At 36.3% G+C, this 12,777-nt stretch carries 18 protein-coding genes; 10 read left to right on the forward strand and 8 right to left on the reverse strand.

Features of this window, described 5'->3' with window-relative positions:
- Positions 1–3: 3 nt before the first annotated feature.
- Together ACRD7B_RS20385 and ACRD7B_RS20390 are read right to left on the reverse strand one after the other, a co-directional pair.
- Positions 4–333, reverse strand: coding sequence for a PadR family transcriptional regulator (locus tag ACRD7B_RS20385; protein WP_430826505.1), 330 nt, complete (start codon positions 331–333; stop codon positions 4–6).
- A 21-nt stretch (positions 334–354) separates the two neighbouring features.
- The gene (locus ACRD7B_RS20390) at positions 355–639 is read right to left on the reverse strand and encodes a hypothetical protein (RefSeq protein ID WP_430826506.1); all 285 of its coding nucleotides are present in this window, start codon (positions 637–639) and stop codon (positions 355–357) included.
- Between the two features lie 204 nt (positions 640–843).
- Here ACRD7B_RS20390 and ACRD7B_RS20395 point away from each other — a divergent pair, with 204 nt between their 5' ends.
- The 3 genes from ACRD7B_RS20395 to trpS all read left to right on the forward strand — a co-directional run bounded on the left by ACRD7B_RS20395 (position 844) and on the right by trpS (position 3,591).
- Positions 844–1,284, forward strand: coding sequence for a YqaA family protein (locus ACRD7B_RS20395; protein WP_430826507.1), 441 nt, complete (start codon positions 844–846; stop codon positions 1,282–1,284).
- 167 nt (positions 1,285–1,451) lie between these two features.
- Positions 1,452–2,183: a hypothetical protein gene (locus tag ACRD7B_RS20400; RefSeq protein WP_430826508.1), complete on the forward strand. Its 732-nt coding sequence runs from the start codon at positions 1,452–1,454 to the stop codon at positions 2,181–2,183.
- 322 nt (positions 2,184–2,505) lie between these two features.
- Entirely contained in the window at positions 2,506–3,591 is a 1,086-nt protein-coding gene (gene trpS / locus ACRD7B_RS20405) for a tryptophan--tRNA ligase (protein ID WP_430826509.1), read from the forward strand.
- A 49-nt stretch (positions 3,592–3,640) separates the two neighbouring features.
- Here trpS and ACRD7B_RS20410 read toward each other — a convergent pair whose 3' ends face one another.
- The 6 genes from ACRD7B_RS20410 to ACRD7B_RS20435 all read right to left on the reverse strand — a co-directional run bounded on the left by ACRD7B_RS20410 (position 3,641) and on the right by ACRD7B_RS20435 (position 7,109).
- Positions 3,641–4,111, reverse strand: a complete 471-nt coding sequence (locus ACRD7B_RS20410; RefSeq protein WP_430826510.1) for a thioredoxin family protein — start codon at positions 4,109–4,111, stop codon at positions 3,641–3,643.
- Positions 4,112–4,129: 18 nt separating this feature from the next.
- A complete protein-coding gene (locus ACRD7B_RS20415) occupies positions 4,130–5,173 on the reverse strand; it encodes a permease (RefSeq protein ID WP_430826511.1) in 1,044 nt (347 codons plus the stop codon).
- A 52-nt stretch (positions 5,174–5,225) separates the two neighbouring features.
- The gene (locus tag ACRD7B_RS20420; RefSeq protein ID WP_430826512.1) at positions 5,226–5,924 is read right to left on the reverse strand and encodes an aromatic aminobenezylarsenical efflux permease ArsG family transporter; all 699 of its coding nucleotides are present in this window, start codon (positions 5,922–5,924) and stop codon (positions 5,226–5,228) included.
- 139 nt (positions 5,925–6,063) lie between these two features.
- Positions 6,064–6,504 (reverse strand): nitrophenyl compound nitroreductase subunit ArsF family protein, encoded by a 441-nt coding sequence (locus ACRD7B_RS20425; protein WP_430826513.1) that lies wholly within the window; start codon positions 6,502–6,504, stop codon positions 6,064–6,066.
- 12 nt (positions 6,505–6,516) lie between these two features.
- On the reverse strand, positions 6,517–6,780 hold the full coding sequence (locus ACRD7B_RS20430) for a thioredoxin family protein (protein ID WP_430826514.1): 264 nt from the start codon (positions 6,778–6,780) through the stop codon (positions 6,517–6,519).
- A 20-nt stretch (positions 6,781–6,800) separates the two neighbouring features.
- The gene (locus tag ACRD7B_RS20435) at positions 6,801–7,109 is read right to left on the reverse strand and encodes an ArsR/SmtB family transcription factor (protein ID WP_430826515.1); all 309 of its coding nucleotides are present in this window, start codon (positions 7,107–7,109) and stop codon (positions 6,801–6,803) included.
- Between the two features lie 168 nt (positions 7,110–7,277).
- On the opposite strand from ACRD7B_RS20435, the gene ACRD7B_RS20440 reads away from it, so the two are divergent.
- The 7 genes from ACRD7B_RS20440 (at position 7,278) to ACRD7B_RS20470 (ending at position 12,603) form a co-directional block, all read left to right on the forward strand.
- Positions 7,278–7,610: an ArsR/SmtB family transcription factor gene (locus ACRD7B_RS20440; RefSeq protein WP_430826516.1), complete on the forward strand. Its 333-nt coding sequence runs from the start codon at positions 7,278–7,280 to the stop codon at positions 7,608–7,610.
- An 18-nt stretch (positions 7,611–7,628) separates the two neighbouring features.
- Positions 7,629–8,042, forward strand: coding sequence for an arsenate reductase ArsC (locus tag ACRD7B_RS20445; RefSeq protein ID WP_430826517.1), 414 nt, complete (start codon positions 7,629–7,631; stop codon positions 8,040–8,042).
- Positions 8,043–8,137: 95 nt separating this feature from the next.
- The gene (arsM, locus tag ACRD7B_RS20450) at positions 8,138–8,941 is read left to right on the forward strand and encodes an arsenite methyltransferase (RefSeq protein WP_430826518.1); all 804 of its coding nucleotides are present in this window, start codon (positions 8,138–8,140) and stop codon (positions 8,939–8,941) included.
- Between the two features lie 12 nt (positions 8,942–8,953).
- On the forward strand, positions 8,954–9,982 hold the full coding sequence (arsB, locus tag ACRD7B_RS20455) for an ACR3 family arsenite efflux transporter (protein WP_430826519.1): 1,029 nt from the start codon (positions 8,954–8,956) through the stop codon (positions 9,980–9,982).
- Between the two features lie 87 nt (positions 9,983–10,069).
- Complete coding sequence (locus tag ACRD7B_RS20460) at positions 10,070–10,453, forward strand: hypothetical protein (protein WP_430826520.1); 384 nt, start codon at positions 10,070–10,072, stop codon at positions 10,451–10,453.
- Between the two features lie 171 nt (positions 10,454–10,624).
- Entirely contained in the window at positions 10,625–10,975 is a 351-nt protein-coding gene (locus ACRD7B_RS20465) for a four helix bundle protein (protein WP_430826521.1), read from the forward strand.
- Between the two features lie 233 nt (positions 10,976–11,208).
- Positions 11,209–12,603, forward strand: coding sequence for an aminopeptidase P family protein (locus ACRD7B_RS20470; protein WP_430826522.1), 1,395 nt, complete (start codon positions 11,209–11,211; stop codon positions 12,601–12,603).
- Positions 12,604–12,777 lie beyond the last annotated feature (174 nt).

Consider the following 12,777-nt stretch of genomic DNA (forward strand, 5'->3'; position numbering starts at 1 on the left):
AGGTTATTTGGTTTGGTGAATTAGGTCAACAGCATTAACCAGTTCGTTCCACGAGCTATCCATTTCTACTAAAAACGTTTTGCCCTCTTCGGTGAGTGCATAATACTTTCGTGGTGGACCTTGAGTAGACTCTTCCCAACGATAACTAAGCAGCTTCGCATTTTTCAAACGTGTTAAAAGAGGATATAAAGTGCCTTCTACAACAATCATTTTCGCCTCTTTTAACCGGTTAATAATATCGGAAGCATAGGCATCGTTATTAGAAAGGATAGATAGAATGCAATATTCCAATACCCCTTTCCTCATCTGCGCTTTTACATTTTCTACATTCATTCTCCCGGTTTTATAGAGTTATTATATACTTGATATGGCATTCTTCTTATATAAGAAACCATGCTCAAAACATTTACTAATTTCAATGCTATCCTTAGTCTGCTTTTTGTCAGTTTTAACCTTCTTCACTTTCTTGTTCTTTACTTGCGGTAAAGCTGATTTTGCCTCAGTACATTGTTCTGTTACTTCTTTTGCTTTCGAAAGCGTATCAACTTCTGTACTTTGAGCCTGATTAAACATTGACAGGCAAAAAACCATTGTCAAAGCCAAAAGCCATTTTTGATTAATTCGTTCAGATAGTTTCATGACACAATACTAGTTTATACAATGAAATTGGTATTACAAATATATGGTTAAAAGCAGGTACTATGCAATACAAAGTACTAAATATTTTTAAATTATTTTTTCCAAATCTTCCAGAAAGCAGTATTTATAGGCAATACAGACAAAAAATATTTTTTAGGCTTGACGCATTATTTTTGTATTTTTGTTCAAAATCAATCAGTTTTCATGTTCGAATCCGGTTATCTCGCACTTTTTTTAGCTTCTTTTTTAGCCGCAACTGTTGTTCCCTTCAGTTCCGAAGCATTACTTTCTGGGATGTTAGCAGGTGGTTACGATTTATATTGGAGTCTGGCATTGGCTACCTTAGGCAACTGGCTAGGTGGCATGAGCTCTTATGGCATTGGTTGGTTAGGCAAAACTGAGTGGATTGAAAAATACCTGCGCATCAAACATGAACAGATATTAAAAACACAGCAACGCATTGCTGGAAAGGAATTATGGATATCCTTCTTCTGCTGGTTACCAGGCATAGGTGATGTAATTGCGGTATTACTTGGGCTGCTCAAAGTAAATGTATGGAATGTTGCTATTGGTATGTTTATTGGGAAAATGCTGAGGTATTTAGTTTGGGCTCTGCTTACACTGAAAGTGATTGAGTTGTTTTAAATTTGAACATAAACTAAAGATTAGGGATGAATTTCTGATCTGTACTTGTAAAGTGAGCAAGATTTTGAAATGCTTCACCATGTCTTAAATCTCTCTAATTTATTCCATATACTTGGATTAATATTTTATTTAACATATATTAAACCCTTTATTTTAAAACAAATAACATGCGTTTGACGATATTCTTATTACTCTCTTTTGTTACTATTTATTCTACTAGCCAAGAAATCTTACTTAAAACCAAAATTGACAGCATACAACATTTAATTAATCAGTACAGCTCTAAAATTAGTTCCTTAGAAAAAGAGAGTGATTTTTTCAAAAAAGAACTTAACAGGTATATCCTAGATCAAACTGAAGGCGAAACTTATATATGTATTAGCGGTACATACATATATAAAAACTCAAATGGTATAGGTAACTTAAAAAAGTTATCCTATGGGAATAAAGTAAAAGTACTTCAAGCTGATGATAAACTATTTAAAGTTTTGTTTAAGGGTATAGAAGGTTACGCATTCAGGGATGCATTAATTTCAGAGGTGGATTATGCAAAAAATCAACTGGTCAATAAAGAAAAAGCTGATAAAAAAAGACAAGAGCAATTAGTATTACTTGAACAGCAAAAAAAACGAGAACAGGATCAACTTGCACGCCAAAGACAACAGAAACAAAATAGAAAGAATAGATTAATAAAAAAATATGGAGCGATTCAAGGGGAGAAAATAAATAATGGCTCAATTTGGATCGGAATGTCAAAAGAGATGGTTATTGATAGTCGTGGGCACCCATCAAAAATCAACCGAAGTGTTGGAACTTGGGGAGTTCATGAACAGATGATTTATAATAATGACGTTTATATCTATATTGAGAATGGCATATTGGCATCATGGCAGGATTGATCTGAGTATATGGCTTTGCTGGCGTTGAAAGATATTTAGTTGATTTAAACTTCTCCATTCCTTTGATTATAATTTGACAGATTACCTCAACTGAAAACTTGACAAATATGCGCCAGAAACCGAACAGCTATAAAGGAACGGTTCTCTCCTAGCAAGCTGCAAATAAAGAACCGCTCCTTAATATTTTACAATTTTTAGGCCCTCATTTCCTTAATTTTTCTCATTTTTGTGCCTGTTTTGTAATTGATTAAAAGAAAACGGACCTTTTAGGTAGGTGTTTCATACCTGAAAAGAAGCAAGCAAATAATAAGTAACTGAAGATATGAGTGTAGAAAAAGAAGAAGGCATCAGTAAATCATCCTTTGATACGGCTGTTCAAAAAAGTAATGCATTAGAAGCTGATTTAAATATCAATCCACATAAACACCGTGTATTAACGGGTGATAGACCTACAGGAAATCTTCACATAGGTCATTATTTTGGTTCATTACAAAACCGTGTTCGCCTTCAAAACCTTGGTGTAGAAACATACATTGTGATTGCCGATTACCAGGTATTGACCGATCGTGATGTTTTTAAAGACATCTCAAAATATGTATATGAATTAACATTGGATTATTTAGCATGTGGTTTAGATCCAGAAAAGTTTAAAACGCATATTTTCCCACACAGTCACATTCCGGAACTTAACCAATTGTTGGTTCCATTCTTATCATTGGTATCAAATGCTGAGTTGAGCAAGAATCCAACCATCAAAGAAGAGATTTCAGCATCGGGCCAAAACGTGATTAACGCTGGAATGTACACTTATCCTGTGCATCAGGCTGCCGATATACTTTTCTGTAAGAGTGATGTGATTCCGGTAGGAAAGGATCAATTGCCACACATTGAGTTGACAAGTAAAATTGCCAAACGATTCAATAAGAAATTTAAGGCAAGGGTTTTTCGTGAGCCAGTTGGTTTATTGAGTGAAACTCCTATGATTCTAGGATTAGACGGTGGTCAGAAGATGAGTAAGAGTAGAAATAATACCATCATGATTAAGGCCACGGAGGATGAAACGAGCAAGCTTATTAAAAAAGCAAAAACAGATTCGGAACGTGTAATAACTTATGATCCTGAAAACAGACCTGAGGTAGCTAACTTATTAATGCTTACTTCGCTTTGTTCAGGTGATTCTCCTGCTAAAATTGCTGAAGAAATTGGCGAACAGGGAGCTGGTAAATTAAAACAAATGACGGCTGAAGCTTTAAATTCGCAATTCAGTGAAATACGTAAGCGAAGAGTTGAGTTAGAAAAGAACGAAGATTACGTTAGAAGCATTCTTAAAGATGGTATTGCTAACGCAAGAGAAGTTGCAATAAGTACACTTGAAGAAGTGCGCCAAGCAATGAACATGAATATATAGTTTTTTGACTTTAATATATTTGAAAGGGATACCAATGGTATCCCTTTTTTTATTTCAATTTATCTTGAAACGCCTCATTTAAGTCTGCTGTGGAAATATATCCTGAATGCCGGAAAAATTCCTTCCCAGTATCATCAAGAATCACTTGAGTTGGAATACTTGCAATACCATAATACTTCATCAACCTAAGATTATCTTCAATCAAAACATTACGAAAAATAACATTTACCTCATCAGGGTATTTATGTTTTATTTCTTCCATAACCGTTTCCATTCGCTTGCATGCAGAGCATCCTTTTGCACCAAATTCTAAAAAGGTGATTTGATAATTCAACTCATTCTCTGAATAATTATAAAGTGAATCAACTACAACCTGAGCCCATGCTTTATCCAGAGCAGGCGCTTGATTTTTAATCATCGTAGATAAATGGGCATCCATATTATCTTTTAAACGATAGCCTACAATTATCAGAATAAATAAAGATGCAAAAACGAACCAGGGTAATATTTTCTTTAGCATTTCGATGAGTCCATGTTTTTAGAGTATCCAATTAAAAAGATACCCAAGTATAATTATAAATACGGCGATTGTACCGAAGAATATACCTATCAACTTCCATTTCATAACTTTCTTAAGAAGTGTAGCTTCTGGTAATGACAAACCAACAACAGACATCATAAAGGCAATAGCTGTTCCTAATGGAACTCCTTTAGCCACAAAAACCTGAATGACAGGAACGATTCCTGCAGCATTAGCATACATTGGAACGGCTAAAATAACAGCTAAAGGAATGGCATACCACTTATCTTCCGATAGGTACTCGGTAAAAAAACCTTCTGGCACATAACCATGCATCGCGGCACCTATGGCGATACCAATAATAACGTATAACAGTACTTTTTGTACAATACCCCATCCGTCGGCAATAATAGTTGGTAATCGATCTATGAAAGGTGTTTTTTCATCCTCCCATTGATTAGATTCTGCCTGTGCATTTGCCTGAATTTGTTTTACCCAATCGGTGAGGTATCTGTCCAATTTTAGTTTGCCAAGTAAATAACCTCCTACCATACCTAATAGTATACCACTTACGCCGTATATTAAAGTGGCCTTCCATCCGAATAAGCCCAAGAACATTGCAATAGCCACCTCGTTAACCAGCGGTGATGTTATTAAAAAAGCAAAAGTTACTCCGAGGGGTATGCCCCCTTGAACAAATCCAATAAACAGTGGGATGGAAGAGCATGAGCAAAACGGTGTAACGGCTCCAAAAAAGGAAGCAAAGAAATATTGCAATCCATACAGCTTTTTGCTTGTAAGGTAAACCTTCAATCTCTCTACAGGGAAGTAGGCGTTAACAACTCCCATTAAGGAACTGATAAGAAATAGTAAGATGACAATCTTCACCGTATCGTAAATGAAGAAGTTAATCGCTTCTCCTAAATGAGTTTCAGGCTTTAGTGTAAATATTTCGTACACTAAATAATCAGCTAAAGGTTGCAAATACATGTAGAGCGCAACTAATGCTGGTAGTACAATTGCTATTGATCCTATTAGCCTGATTTTTTTCTTTTGTTCCATGCTTAAGCTTATATTTGTTCGTAAAATAACGAATGATTAACTCAAAAAAATATTAGAAGAATAGGACAATCACATAGTAAACACCAATAACTATAAATAAGATAGCTACAATACGGCGAAACCATATTTCGAAAGTTTTTATCTTACTATAAAGCTGCCCAATTGAGCCAACACTAAAAGCCAATAACCAGGCAAAGATAATAACCGGAATACCGGTAGCTATGGCAAACACAAGAGGTAAGATAAGCCCACTCGGACTAGCAACCGTCATTGGAATTAACATACCGAAATACAACACGCCACTATACGGACAGAACGCCAAGGCAAATACAATACCTAGTAACAAAACGCCCCAAAAACCGCTCTTTGATTTATCTTCCATTTTATCGGTCAGATAACTCATGCCAGGTATATTCATTTTTAATACGCCCAACATAAACAAACCAATAATAATTAAAATTGGCCCCAAGAGCTTTTCACCCCATTCTTGCAGTGGCCCTGAAAGATTAAACTGGCTCGCACCAAAATAAAAGATAACACCAATGGCTGTGTAAGATATAGCCCTTCCTAAAGTATATATCAAACCATTGAGAAATACCTTACGTTGACTATTTAAATCCTTACTAATAAACCCAATAGCCGTAATATTAGTCGCTAATGGACACGGACTAATAGCCGTCATCAATCCTAGTAAGAAAGCTGAAAGTATTGGAAACTGTGAGCTTTCTAGAAAATTTTGTAGTACTTCCATTTTCAATTGTTAGTTAGCTTTAAGTCCGAAGACCGAAGCTCAATTCGTATTGTCTGAAATTTAGTAATTCACAATAAAAGATAGGTCATTGGAACTTAAACTAAATCCATTAAAACCTCATAAGCAATTAATTTATCAGCTATAGCAATGCGTCTATGGTTTCTTTAAGCTTGGCCTCTAACTTATCAGGATTAGTTCGCGCATTTAGGAAGGCATCGTTGGTCAGATTAATAAGTTTATCATCCTTAACAATCAAGAGTGTTTGACCGTCAACCTTGTAGGCTTTCAGCAAAGCAGAATTCTTTTGTTCTTCGCGATTAATTGACGTAAATACCACCTTATCAGCATAGTTGTTTTTAAGGTATTCAGTTGTTACAGCTTCAACTGCTTCGCATGTTGCACACCGACGTGTTGCATGAAAATAATAGGCATGAATTTCGCCTGCAGGAAGCACATGTTCAACTACATCTTGTACTTTATTTGTCTTTTCTTTTTGCTTATCAAAGTTACAGCTTACCAAAGAAAGAGCTATAAAACTTACTGAAATAATTAAACTGAAAAATTTAGTATGTGTGTTCATCTTGTACGGGATTTATTTGCTTAATATTTCTTTTAATTCTTTTAATGAAGGTACTTTTCCTTTTACCATTACTTTACCATCAACAACCAAAGCTGGAGTTGTCATCACATTAAATTTCATAATTTCCATGATGTCTTCAACCTTTGTTACAGTTGCAGAAATTCCTAACTCGTCGATAGCCTGCTTGGTTTGTTTTTCCAATGTTGAACATTTGGCACAACCTGTACCTAGTACCTTAACATCTATACCTGCCGGCTTTAAATTATCTATGTCCATATCGCTATTATTTTATTATATTATTGATTTTCTTGATTCAGAAATTGCATGAATAATTCCCGGGCATCAGCCCAATTGTCTTTATTAATACAGTACTTTACTTTTGGACCCTCAATTTCTCCTTGAATTAATCCGGCATCCTTCAATTCTTTCAAATGCTGCGATAAAGTTGATTTTGCAATTGGCAAATCATCACTTAGGTTGCCACTGTAACAACAACTTTGTTTCGAGAGTAACTCAAGTACATACATCCTTACTGGATGTCCCATGGCTTTTGCAAAACGTGCCATGCGCTTTTGTTTCTCACTAATTACACTTTTATAATTCATATACTTGTTCGTAAATTACCGAACAAATGTAGGCATTCTTTTTAATTCCCATAATAAGACTCGCTTTTTTTCAATTTATTAAGCCTTCGTCACTTTTTACAATAATTTAACATGACGTATTTGTACGTCATAAAAGCATGACGTATTTTTACGTCAAAATTAAAAAAAATGGCTGAAGCTAAAACACAACTATTCGATAATGACCTTCAAGAATTGGCTCAATTATTTAAAGCACTAGCTCATCCGGCACGCCTACAGATACTTAGTTTTTTGGCATCTCAAAACGCTTGCTTTTCGGGTGATATTACTGAAGAGATACCATTGGGCAGAACAACCGTAAATCAACACCTAAGTGAACTTAAGAAAGTTGGCTTGGTTCAAGGCATTGTGCGTGGATCGAAGACAAATTACTGCCTGGATAATAAAGCCATAGAGTTATTGGAAAAATCAGGAATCGAGTTCCTAAGTAAATTGAATAAGAGTAATTGCAACGATTGTTAAACATTAAATCATATAATCATGAGAGTATTAATTCTTTGTACTGGAAATAGTTGCCGCAGCCAAATGGCACACGGTTTTTTACAATCTTTCGACAAAAATTTAGAAGTGTTTTCGGCTGGAACCGAAGCATCAGGAAAGCTAAATCAAAAGGCTGTACAAGTAATGAACGAAATTGGAATCGACATTAGCCAACATACCAGCGATTCGGTTAACAAATACCTAAACGACAGGTGGGATTATGTTATAACCGTATGTGGTGGAGCAAATGAGGCTTGCCCTGCTTTTATTGGAGATGTTAAGCACCGTGTACACATTGGTTTTGACGATCCTTCGCACGCTGTGGGTTCTGACGAATTTATCATGAGCGAATTTTACCGTGTACGTGATGAAATAAAGGAGCGCTTCCATCAATTTTATCTTGAAAACCAATAATGTATCAATGACTCAATTTGAAGATTTGCCAATTAACTCATCAGCACATTAACTCATTTTCAAATTGGATAATCGTCGCATTTTCAAATTATATTATGAAAGCAGAAGATTTAAAATTAATAGTGAAAGAAAAATATGGTGAAATAGCACACCAGAGTAAGCAATTTAATGAAGCTTCGTGCTGCGGAAGTACTGGCTGTTGCGATACGGTTGATTATGCTGTTTTTGCTGACGACTATAAGGATTTAGAAGGTTACAATTCCGATGCTGACCTTGGCTTAGGTTGCGGTTTACCTACGCAATATGCAGGCATCAGCAAGGGCAACGCTGTACTCGATTTAGGAAGTGGAGCAGGGAATGACTGTTTTGTGGCTCGATCATTAGTTGGTGAGGAAGGGCATGTAACTGGCCTGGATTTCACTGACGCTATGTTGGCAAAGGCTCGTGAAAATGCTAAAAAACTAAATTTCTCCAACGTTGAATTTGTTAAGGGCGATATTGAAGAGATGCCATTAAAAGATTCAAATTTCGATGTAGTGGTCAGTAATTGTGTACTCAATCTGGTTCCTAACAAAGAAAAAGCTTTCGCTCAAATACATCGCGTTTTAAAATCCGGTGGTCATTTCTCAATTTCGGATGTTGTGCTTGAAGGAGAGTTGCCTCTTAACTTGAAAAATGCGGCTGAAATGTATGCTGGTTGTGTTTCTGGCGCAATACAGAAGAACGATTACTTAAAAGTAATTACAGATACTGGTTTTAAGAAGGTTGAAGTAAAAAAAGAGAAACTTATCTCCATACCAGACGAAGTGCTTCTCAAGTACATATCTGAAGAGGAGATTGCAGTATTAAAAGAAAAAGGAACAGGCATTTATAGCATCACTGTTGTTGGTGTAAAATAATAAGACGAAATAATGAGTTCTAAAAAACAGATTGGATTTTTCGAGAAATACCTAAGCTTATGGGTAGCCCTTTGTATTGGTGGAGGCATTATAATTGGCCATTTTTGGGGAGATACCGTGCAATTATTGAGTGGACTGGAAGTAGCCGGAGTAAATATTTTAGTTGCCATATTAGTGTGGCTAATGATTTACCCGATGATGCTTCAGGTCGATTTTACAAGCCTTAAAGGAGTGGGTAAAAAACCCAAAGGCATCATCTTAACTTTGGTCATTAATTGGTTAATAAAACCATTCACCATGGCCTTTTTTGCCTGGGTATTTTTCGATAAGTTATATGCGGCCTACATCGATCCATCGTTGGCAGGAGAATATATTGCTGGCGCTATCTTGTTAGGCGCAGCACCATGTACTGCCATGGTATTCGTTTGGTCTTACTTAACCGATGGCGATCCCAATTACACATTGGTGCAAGTATCGGTTAACGACTTAATCATTTTGGTAGCCTTTGTGCCAATTGTTGGCTTTCTATTGGGTGTAACCAATATCAGTATTCCATACGACACCCTTGTATTCAGTGTGATTATTTTTGTTGTAGTGCCTTTATTGGCTGGCACAATTACCAATCGCGTCCTTATCAAGAAATATGGTACCGAATGGTTTACGCAAACATTTTTACCAAAATTCAAGCCTGTAAGTATATTCGCTTTATTGGCAACTCTGGTTTTGTTGTTTGCTTTTCAAGGCCACAATATCACACAGAATCCACTCATAATTGTATTGATAGCAATTCCGTTAATTATACAAACCTACTTTATATTTTTCATCGCTTGGTTTGCTGGTCGTAAATTAAAGTTACCACATGCTATCTGCTCTCCATCAGCCATGATTGGAGCCAGCAACTTTTTTGAATTAGCTGTTGCTGTTGCCATTGCCTTATTTGGTTTACAATCTCCCGCAGCTCTGGTAACCGTTGTTGGTGTATTAGTTGAAGTACCTGTAATGCTTTCACTGGTTGCTCTGGCCAATAAATGGAAGTATTAAAGTTAGTTAGCAGTCAGTAGTTGTTAGCACTTGTTAAAACTAATAGCTACTGACTAATAACTAACAACTAATTATTATTTTTGCAGCATGATTTATTTAGTAGCAGGCATAGTAGTTGCGTTGATTGTGGCTTTCGTTTTTTCGCGCAAGTCGGATGGGAAGGAAGATACAGTTGAAGTAGCTGATGATTGCTGTGGCGCCCATGAAGTATGTGAAACGGATACGCTACTTAGCGCAAGCGATAAAGCTGAATACTTCGAAGACGAAGAATTAGATGCCTACAAAGAAGTTGAGGCAGATGCCTACAATGAAAAACAAATTGAAGAATTTCGTGAGGTTCTATTCACACTGAAAGAAAAAGAAGTAGCCGCCTGGTTACGTAGCCTGCAGCTTCGCCAAATTACTCCTCCCAATATTATTCGTGAAGAAGCTCTAATGATAGTCGCTGACTTACGTGGTATACTTGATTAGATATTGTTTCAATTTAAAAATGTGTCAATTGATCAATTTGGAGATGCGTTAATTAAATCACCATCTCACCTTCAAATAAACTCATCGATCAATCATCAATTCGATTACATTTTCGAATTAACCTATTGAATTAATCTCAGCTTATTCATAACTTAATTGGAAAAGATCGTTATGAAATCAGGCAAGCCAAATATTATTGTTGAATTAAGCTTTCAGTTTGCATTAGATATTATTGAGTTTTGTGAATTACTCGAAGAGAAACGTAAATATGTTGTAGGAAAACAACTATTAAAATCAGGCACCTCAATTGGAGCCAATGTAAGGGAGGCACAAAATGCAGAAAGTAAAGCCGACTTTATTCATAAATTGAAAATAGCAGCCAAAGAAGCTGATGAGACAGAATATTGGTTAGAGCTTTGCAAACATTCAAATAATTATCCATTCAATGAGAATCTTCTAGTGCAGATTAAGAGCATTATTAAAGTCATCTCTAAAATTATAGGAACTTCCAAAAGAAATTGATCAATTTGGAAATGTGGCGATTATTCGATTTGGAGATAAGCGGATGTGACAATGCATCGATTCGCAAATTACTCGTACTACTAATAAAAAACTTTTGTGCTTCCAGATTACTATAACAACACATTTTCAAATCTCCAAATTGAATCATTAACTAATTTCCAAAGTGAACAAATGTCATTTTTGATTCTTTATAAAAGCTGTATATTGAAATCCAAATTTTTAAATACATTCATATGTTTTCAAAAGACGTTTATATAAATCGCAGAAAAAAGCTGCAAGCCAAAGTTAAATCTGGTATTATCCTAATGTTGGGCAACAACGATTCACCAATGAATTATGCCGATAATGTTTACCATTTCCGTCAGGATAGTACCTTCCTATATTTCTTTGGTATTGACTTACAGAATCACGCAGCAATTATCGATTTAGATAACAACAAAGAATATCTATTTGGAGATGACATCTCTTTAGGTCATATTATTTGGATGGGGCCTCAACCAACCATGACTGAGAAGGCTGCTCAAATTGGTGTTGAAAATGTTAAACCAATGGCTGAACTAAGTAAAATGGTTCAGGAAGCAACCAAGAAAGGTCGCAAGGTTCATTTCAACCCTCCATATCGTGGCGAGAACATCATGCTTTTGAGTGATTTATTCGAAGTGCATCATTCAAAGGTTAAAGAAATGCCTTCTTTGGAATTGACCAAAGCATGTATCAATATTAGATCAATTAAAGAGCCTTGTGAAATTGCTGAGTTAGAAAGCCACATGGCAACTGCTTACAATATGCATACTACCGCTATGAAAATGGCACATGCAGGCGTTACCGAGCAAGAGATTACAGGCGCATTAGAAGGCGTTTCAATGGCTGGTGGAGGAATGGTTTCTTTCCCTATAATTTGTAGCAAACGAGGCGAAACTTTGCACAATCACGATCATAGTAACACGCTACAGAATGGCGACTTATTATTGGTTGATGCAGGTAGTGAATCACCTTTACATTATGCAACGGATAATACGCGTACAATACCCGTAGGCGGAACATTCTCTCAGCGTCAAAAAGAAATTTATCAGATTGTGGTTGATGCCAACAACATTAGTCGCGAAGCAACAAAACCAGGCGTTCAATACCGCGAAGCTCATTTGGTTGCCTCTAAGGTAATTGCAGCTGGATTAAAAGACCTTGGTTTAATGAAGGGTGATGTTGATGAAGCTGTAGCACAAGGTGCTCATGCTATGTTCTTCCCTCACGGCTTAGGTCATATGATTGGTTTGGATGTGCACGACATGGAAGATTACAACGACACATTAGTTGGTTACATGGATGAATTGCCTCGTAGTACTCAGTTTGGTTTGTCAGCCTTACGTCTGGGCCGTACCTTGGAAGAAAACTGGGTGGTAACAAACGAACCAGGCATCTATTTTATTCCTGCCTTAATTGATACCTGGAAAGCAGAAGGCAAACACACGGACTTCATCAACTACGATAAAGTTGAGTCGTACAAAGATTTTGGTGGCATTCGTTTAGAAGATGACATTTTAGTTACTAAAGATGGCTGCCGTATCCTAGGAGAACGCATTCCTATTGAAGTAGAGGATGTTGAAGCTACTGTAAAATCAGGAAAATAATATATTGAATTACTACATGAGAGTGTCCAAAAAGTATTTGTTGTGAACAAGCAAACTTTCAGTTTGTAACTTAACCTTTGTTTTACCCCTCCAAACCTCCCCTAAAGTGGAGGCTTAAGTGCGATAGCTATCGCACCCCTTTAGGGGATTTAGGGGTAGTAAAAAAGGATATTT

This window comes from Carboxylicivirga fragile, assembly GCF_050589805.1.
GTDB lineage: Bacteria > Bacteroidota > Bacteroidia > Bacteroidales > Marinilabiliaceae > Carboxylicivirga > Carboxylicivirga fragile.

Excerpts from the sequence above, each read along its gene's own strand:
- arsM (WP_430826518.1), top strand. The coding sequence starts at position 8,138 with ATGAAAGCAGAAGATTTAAAATTAATAGTGAAAGAAAAATATGGTGAA.
- ACRD7B_RS20415 (WP_430826511.1), bottom strand. The coding sequence starts at position 5,173 with ATGGAACAAAAGAAAAAAATCAGGCTAATAGGATCAATAGCAATTGTA.
- ACRD7B_RS20435 (WP_430826515.1), bottom strand. The coding sequence starts at position 7,109 with ATGAATTATAAAAGTGTAATTAGTGAGAAACAAAAGCGCATGGCACGT.
- ACRD7B_RS20395 (WP_430826507.1), top strand. The coding sequence starts at position 844 with ATGTTCGAATCCGGTTATCTCGCACTTTTTTTAGCTTCTTTTTTAGCC.
- ACRD7B_RS20470 (WP_430826522.1), top strand. The coding sequence starts at position 11,209 with ATGTTTTCAAAAGACGTTTATATAAATCGCAGAAAAAAGCTGCAAGCC.
- trpS (WP_430826509.1), top strand. The coding sequence starts at position 2,506 with ATGAGTGTAGAAAAAGAAGAAGGCATCAGTAAATCATCCTTTGATACG.
- ACRD7B_RS20410 (WP_430826510.1), bottom strand. The coding sequence starts at position 4,111 with ATGCTAAAGAAAATATTACCCTGGTTCGTTTTTGCATCTTTATTTATT.
- ACRD7B_RS20400 (WP_430826508.1), top strand. The coding sequence starts at position 1,452 with ATGCGTTTGACGATATTCTTATTACTCTCTTTTGTTACTATTTATTCT.
- ACRD7B_RS20465 (WP_430826521.1), top strand. The coding sequence starts at position 10,625 with ATGAAATCAGGCAAGCCAAATATTATTGTTGAATTAAGCTTTCAGTTT.
- ACRD7B_RS20420 (WP_430826512.1), bottom strand. The coding sequence starts at position 5,924 with ATGGAAGTACTACAAAATTTTCTAGAAAGCTCACAGTTTCCAATACTT.
- ACRD7B_RS20390 (WP_430826506.1), bottom strand. The coding sequence starts at position 639 with ATGAAACTATCTGAACGAATTAATCAAAAATGGCTTTTGGCTTTGACA.
- ACRD7B_RS20460 (WP_430826520.1), top strand. The coding sequence starts at position 10,070 with ATGATTTATTTAGTAGCAGGCATAGTAGTTGCGTTGATTGTGGCTTTC.
- arsB (WP_430826519.1), top strand. The coding sequence starts at position 8,954 with ATGAGTTCTAAAAAACAGATTGGATTTTTCGAGAAATACCTAAGCTTA.
- ACRD7B_RS20385 (WP_430826505.1), bottom strand. The coding sequence starts at position 333 with ATGAATGTAGAAAATGTAAAAGCGCAGATGAGGAAAGGGGTATTGGAA.
- ACRD7B_RS20430 (WP_430826514.1), bottom strand. The coding sequence starts at position 6,780 with ATGGACATAGATAATTTAAAGCCGGCAGGTATAGATGTTAAGGTACTA.
- ACRD7B_RS20425 (WP_430826513.1), bottom strand. The coding sequence starts at position 6,504 with ATGAACACACATACTAAATTTTTCAGTTTAATTATTTCAGTAAGTTTT.
- ACRD7B_RS20445 (WP_430826517.1), top strand. The coding sequence starts at position 7,629 with ATGAGAGTATTAATTCTTTGTACTGGAAATAGTTGCCGCAGCCAAATG.
- ACRD7B_RS20440 (WP_430826516.1), top strand. The coding sequence starts at position 7,278 with ATGGCTGAAGCTAAAACACAACTATTCGATAATGACCTTCAAGAATTG.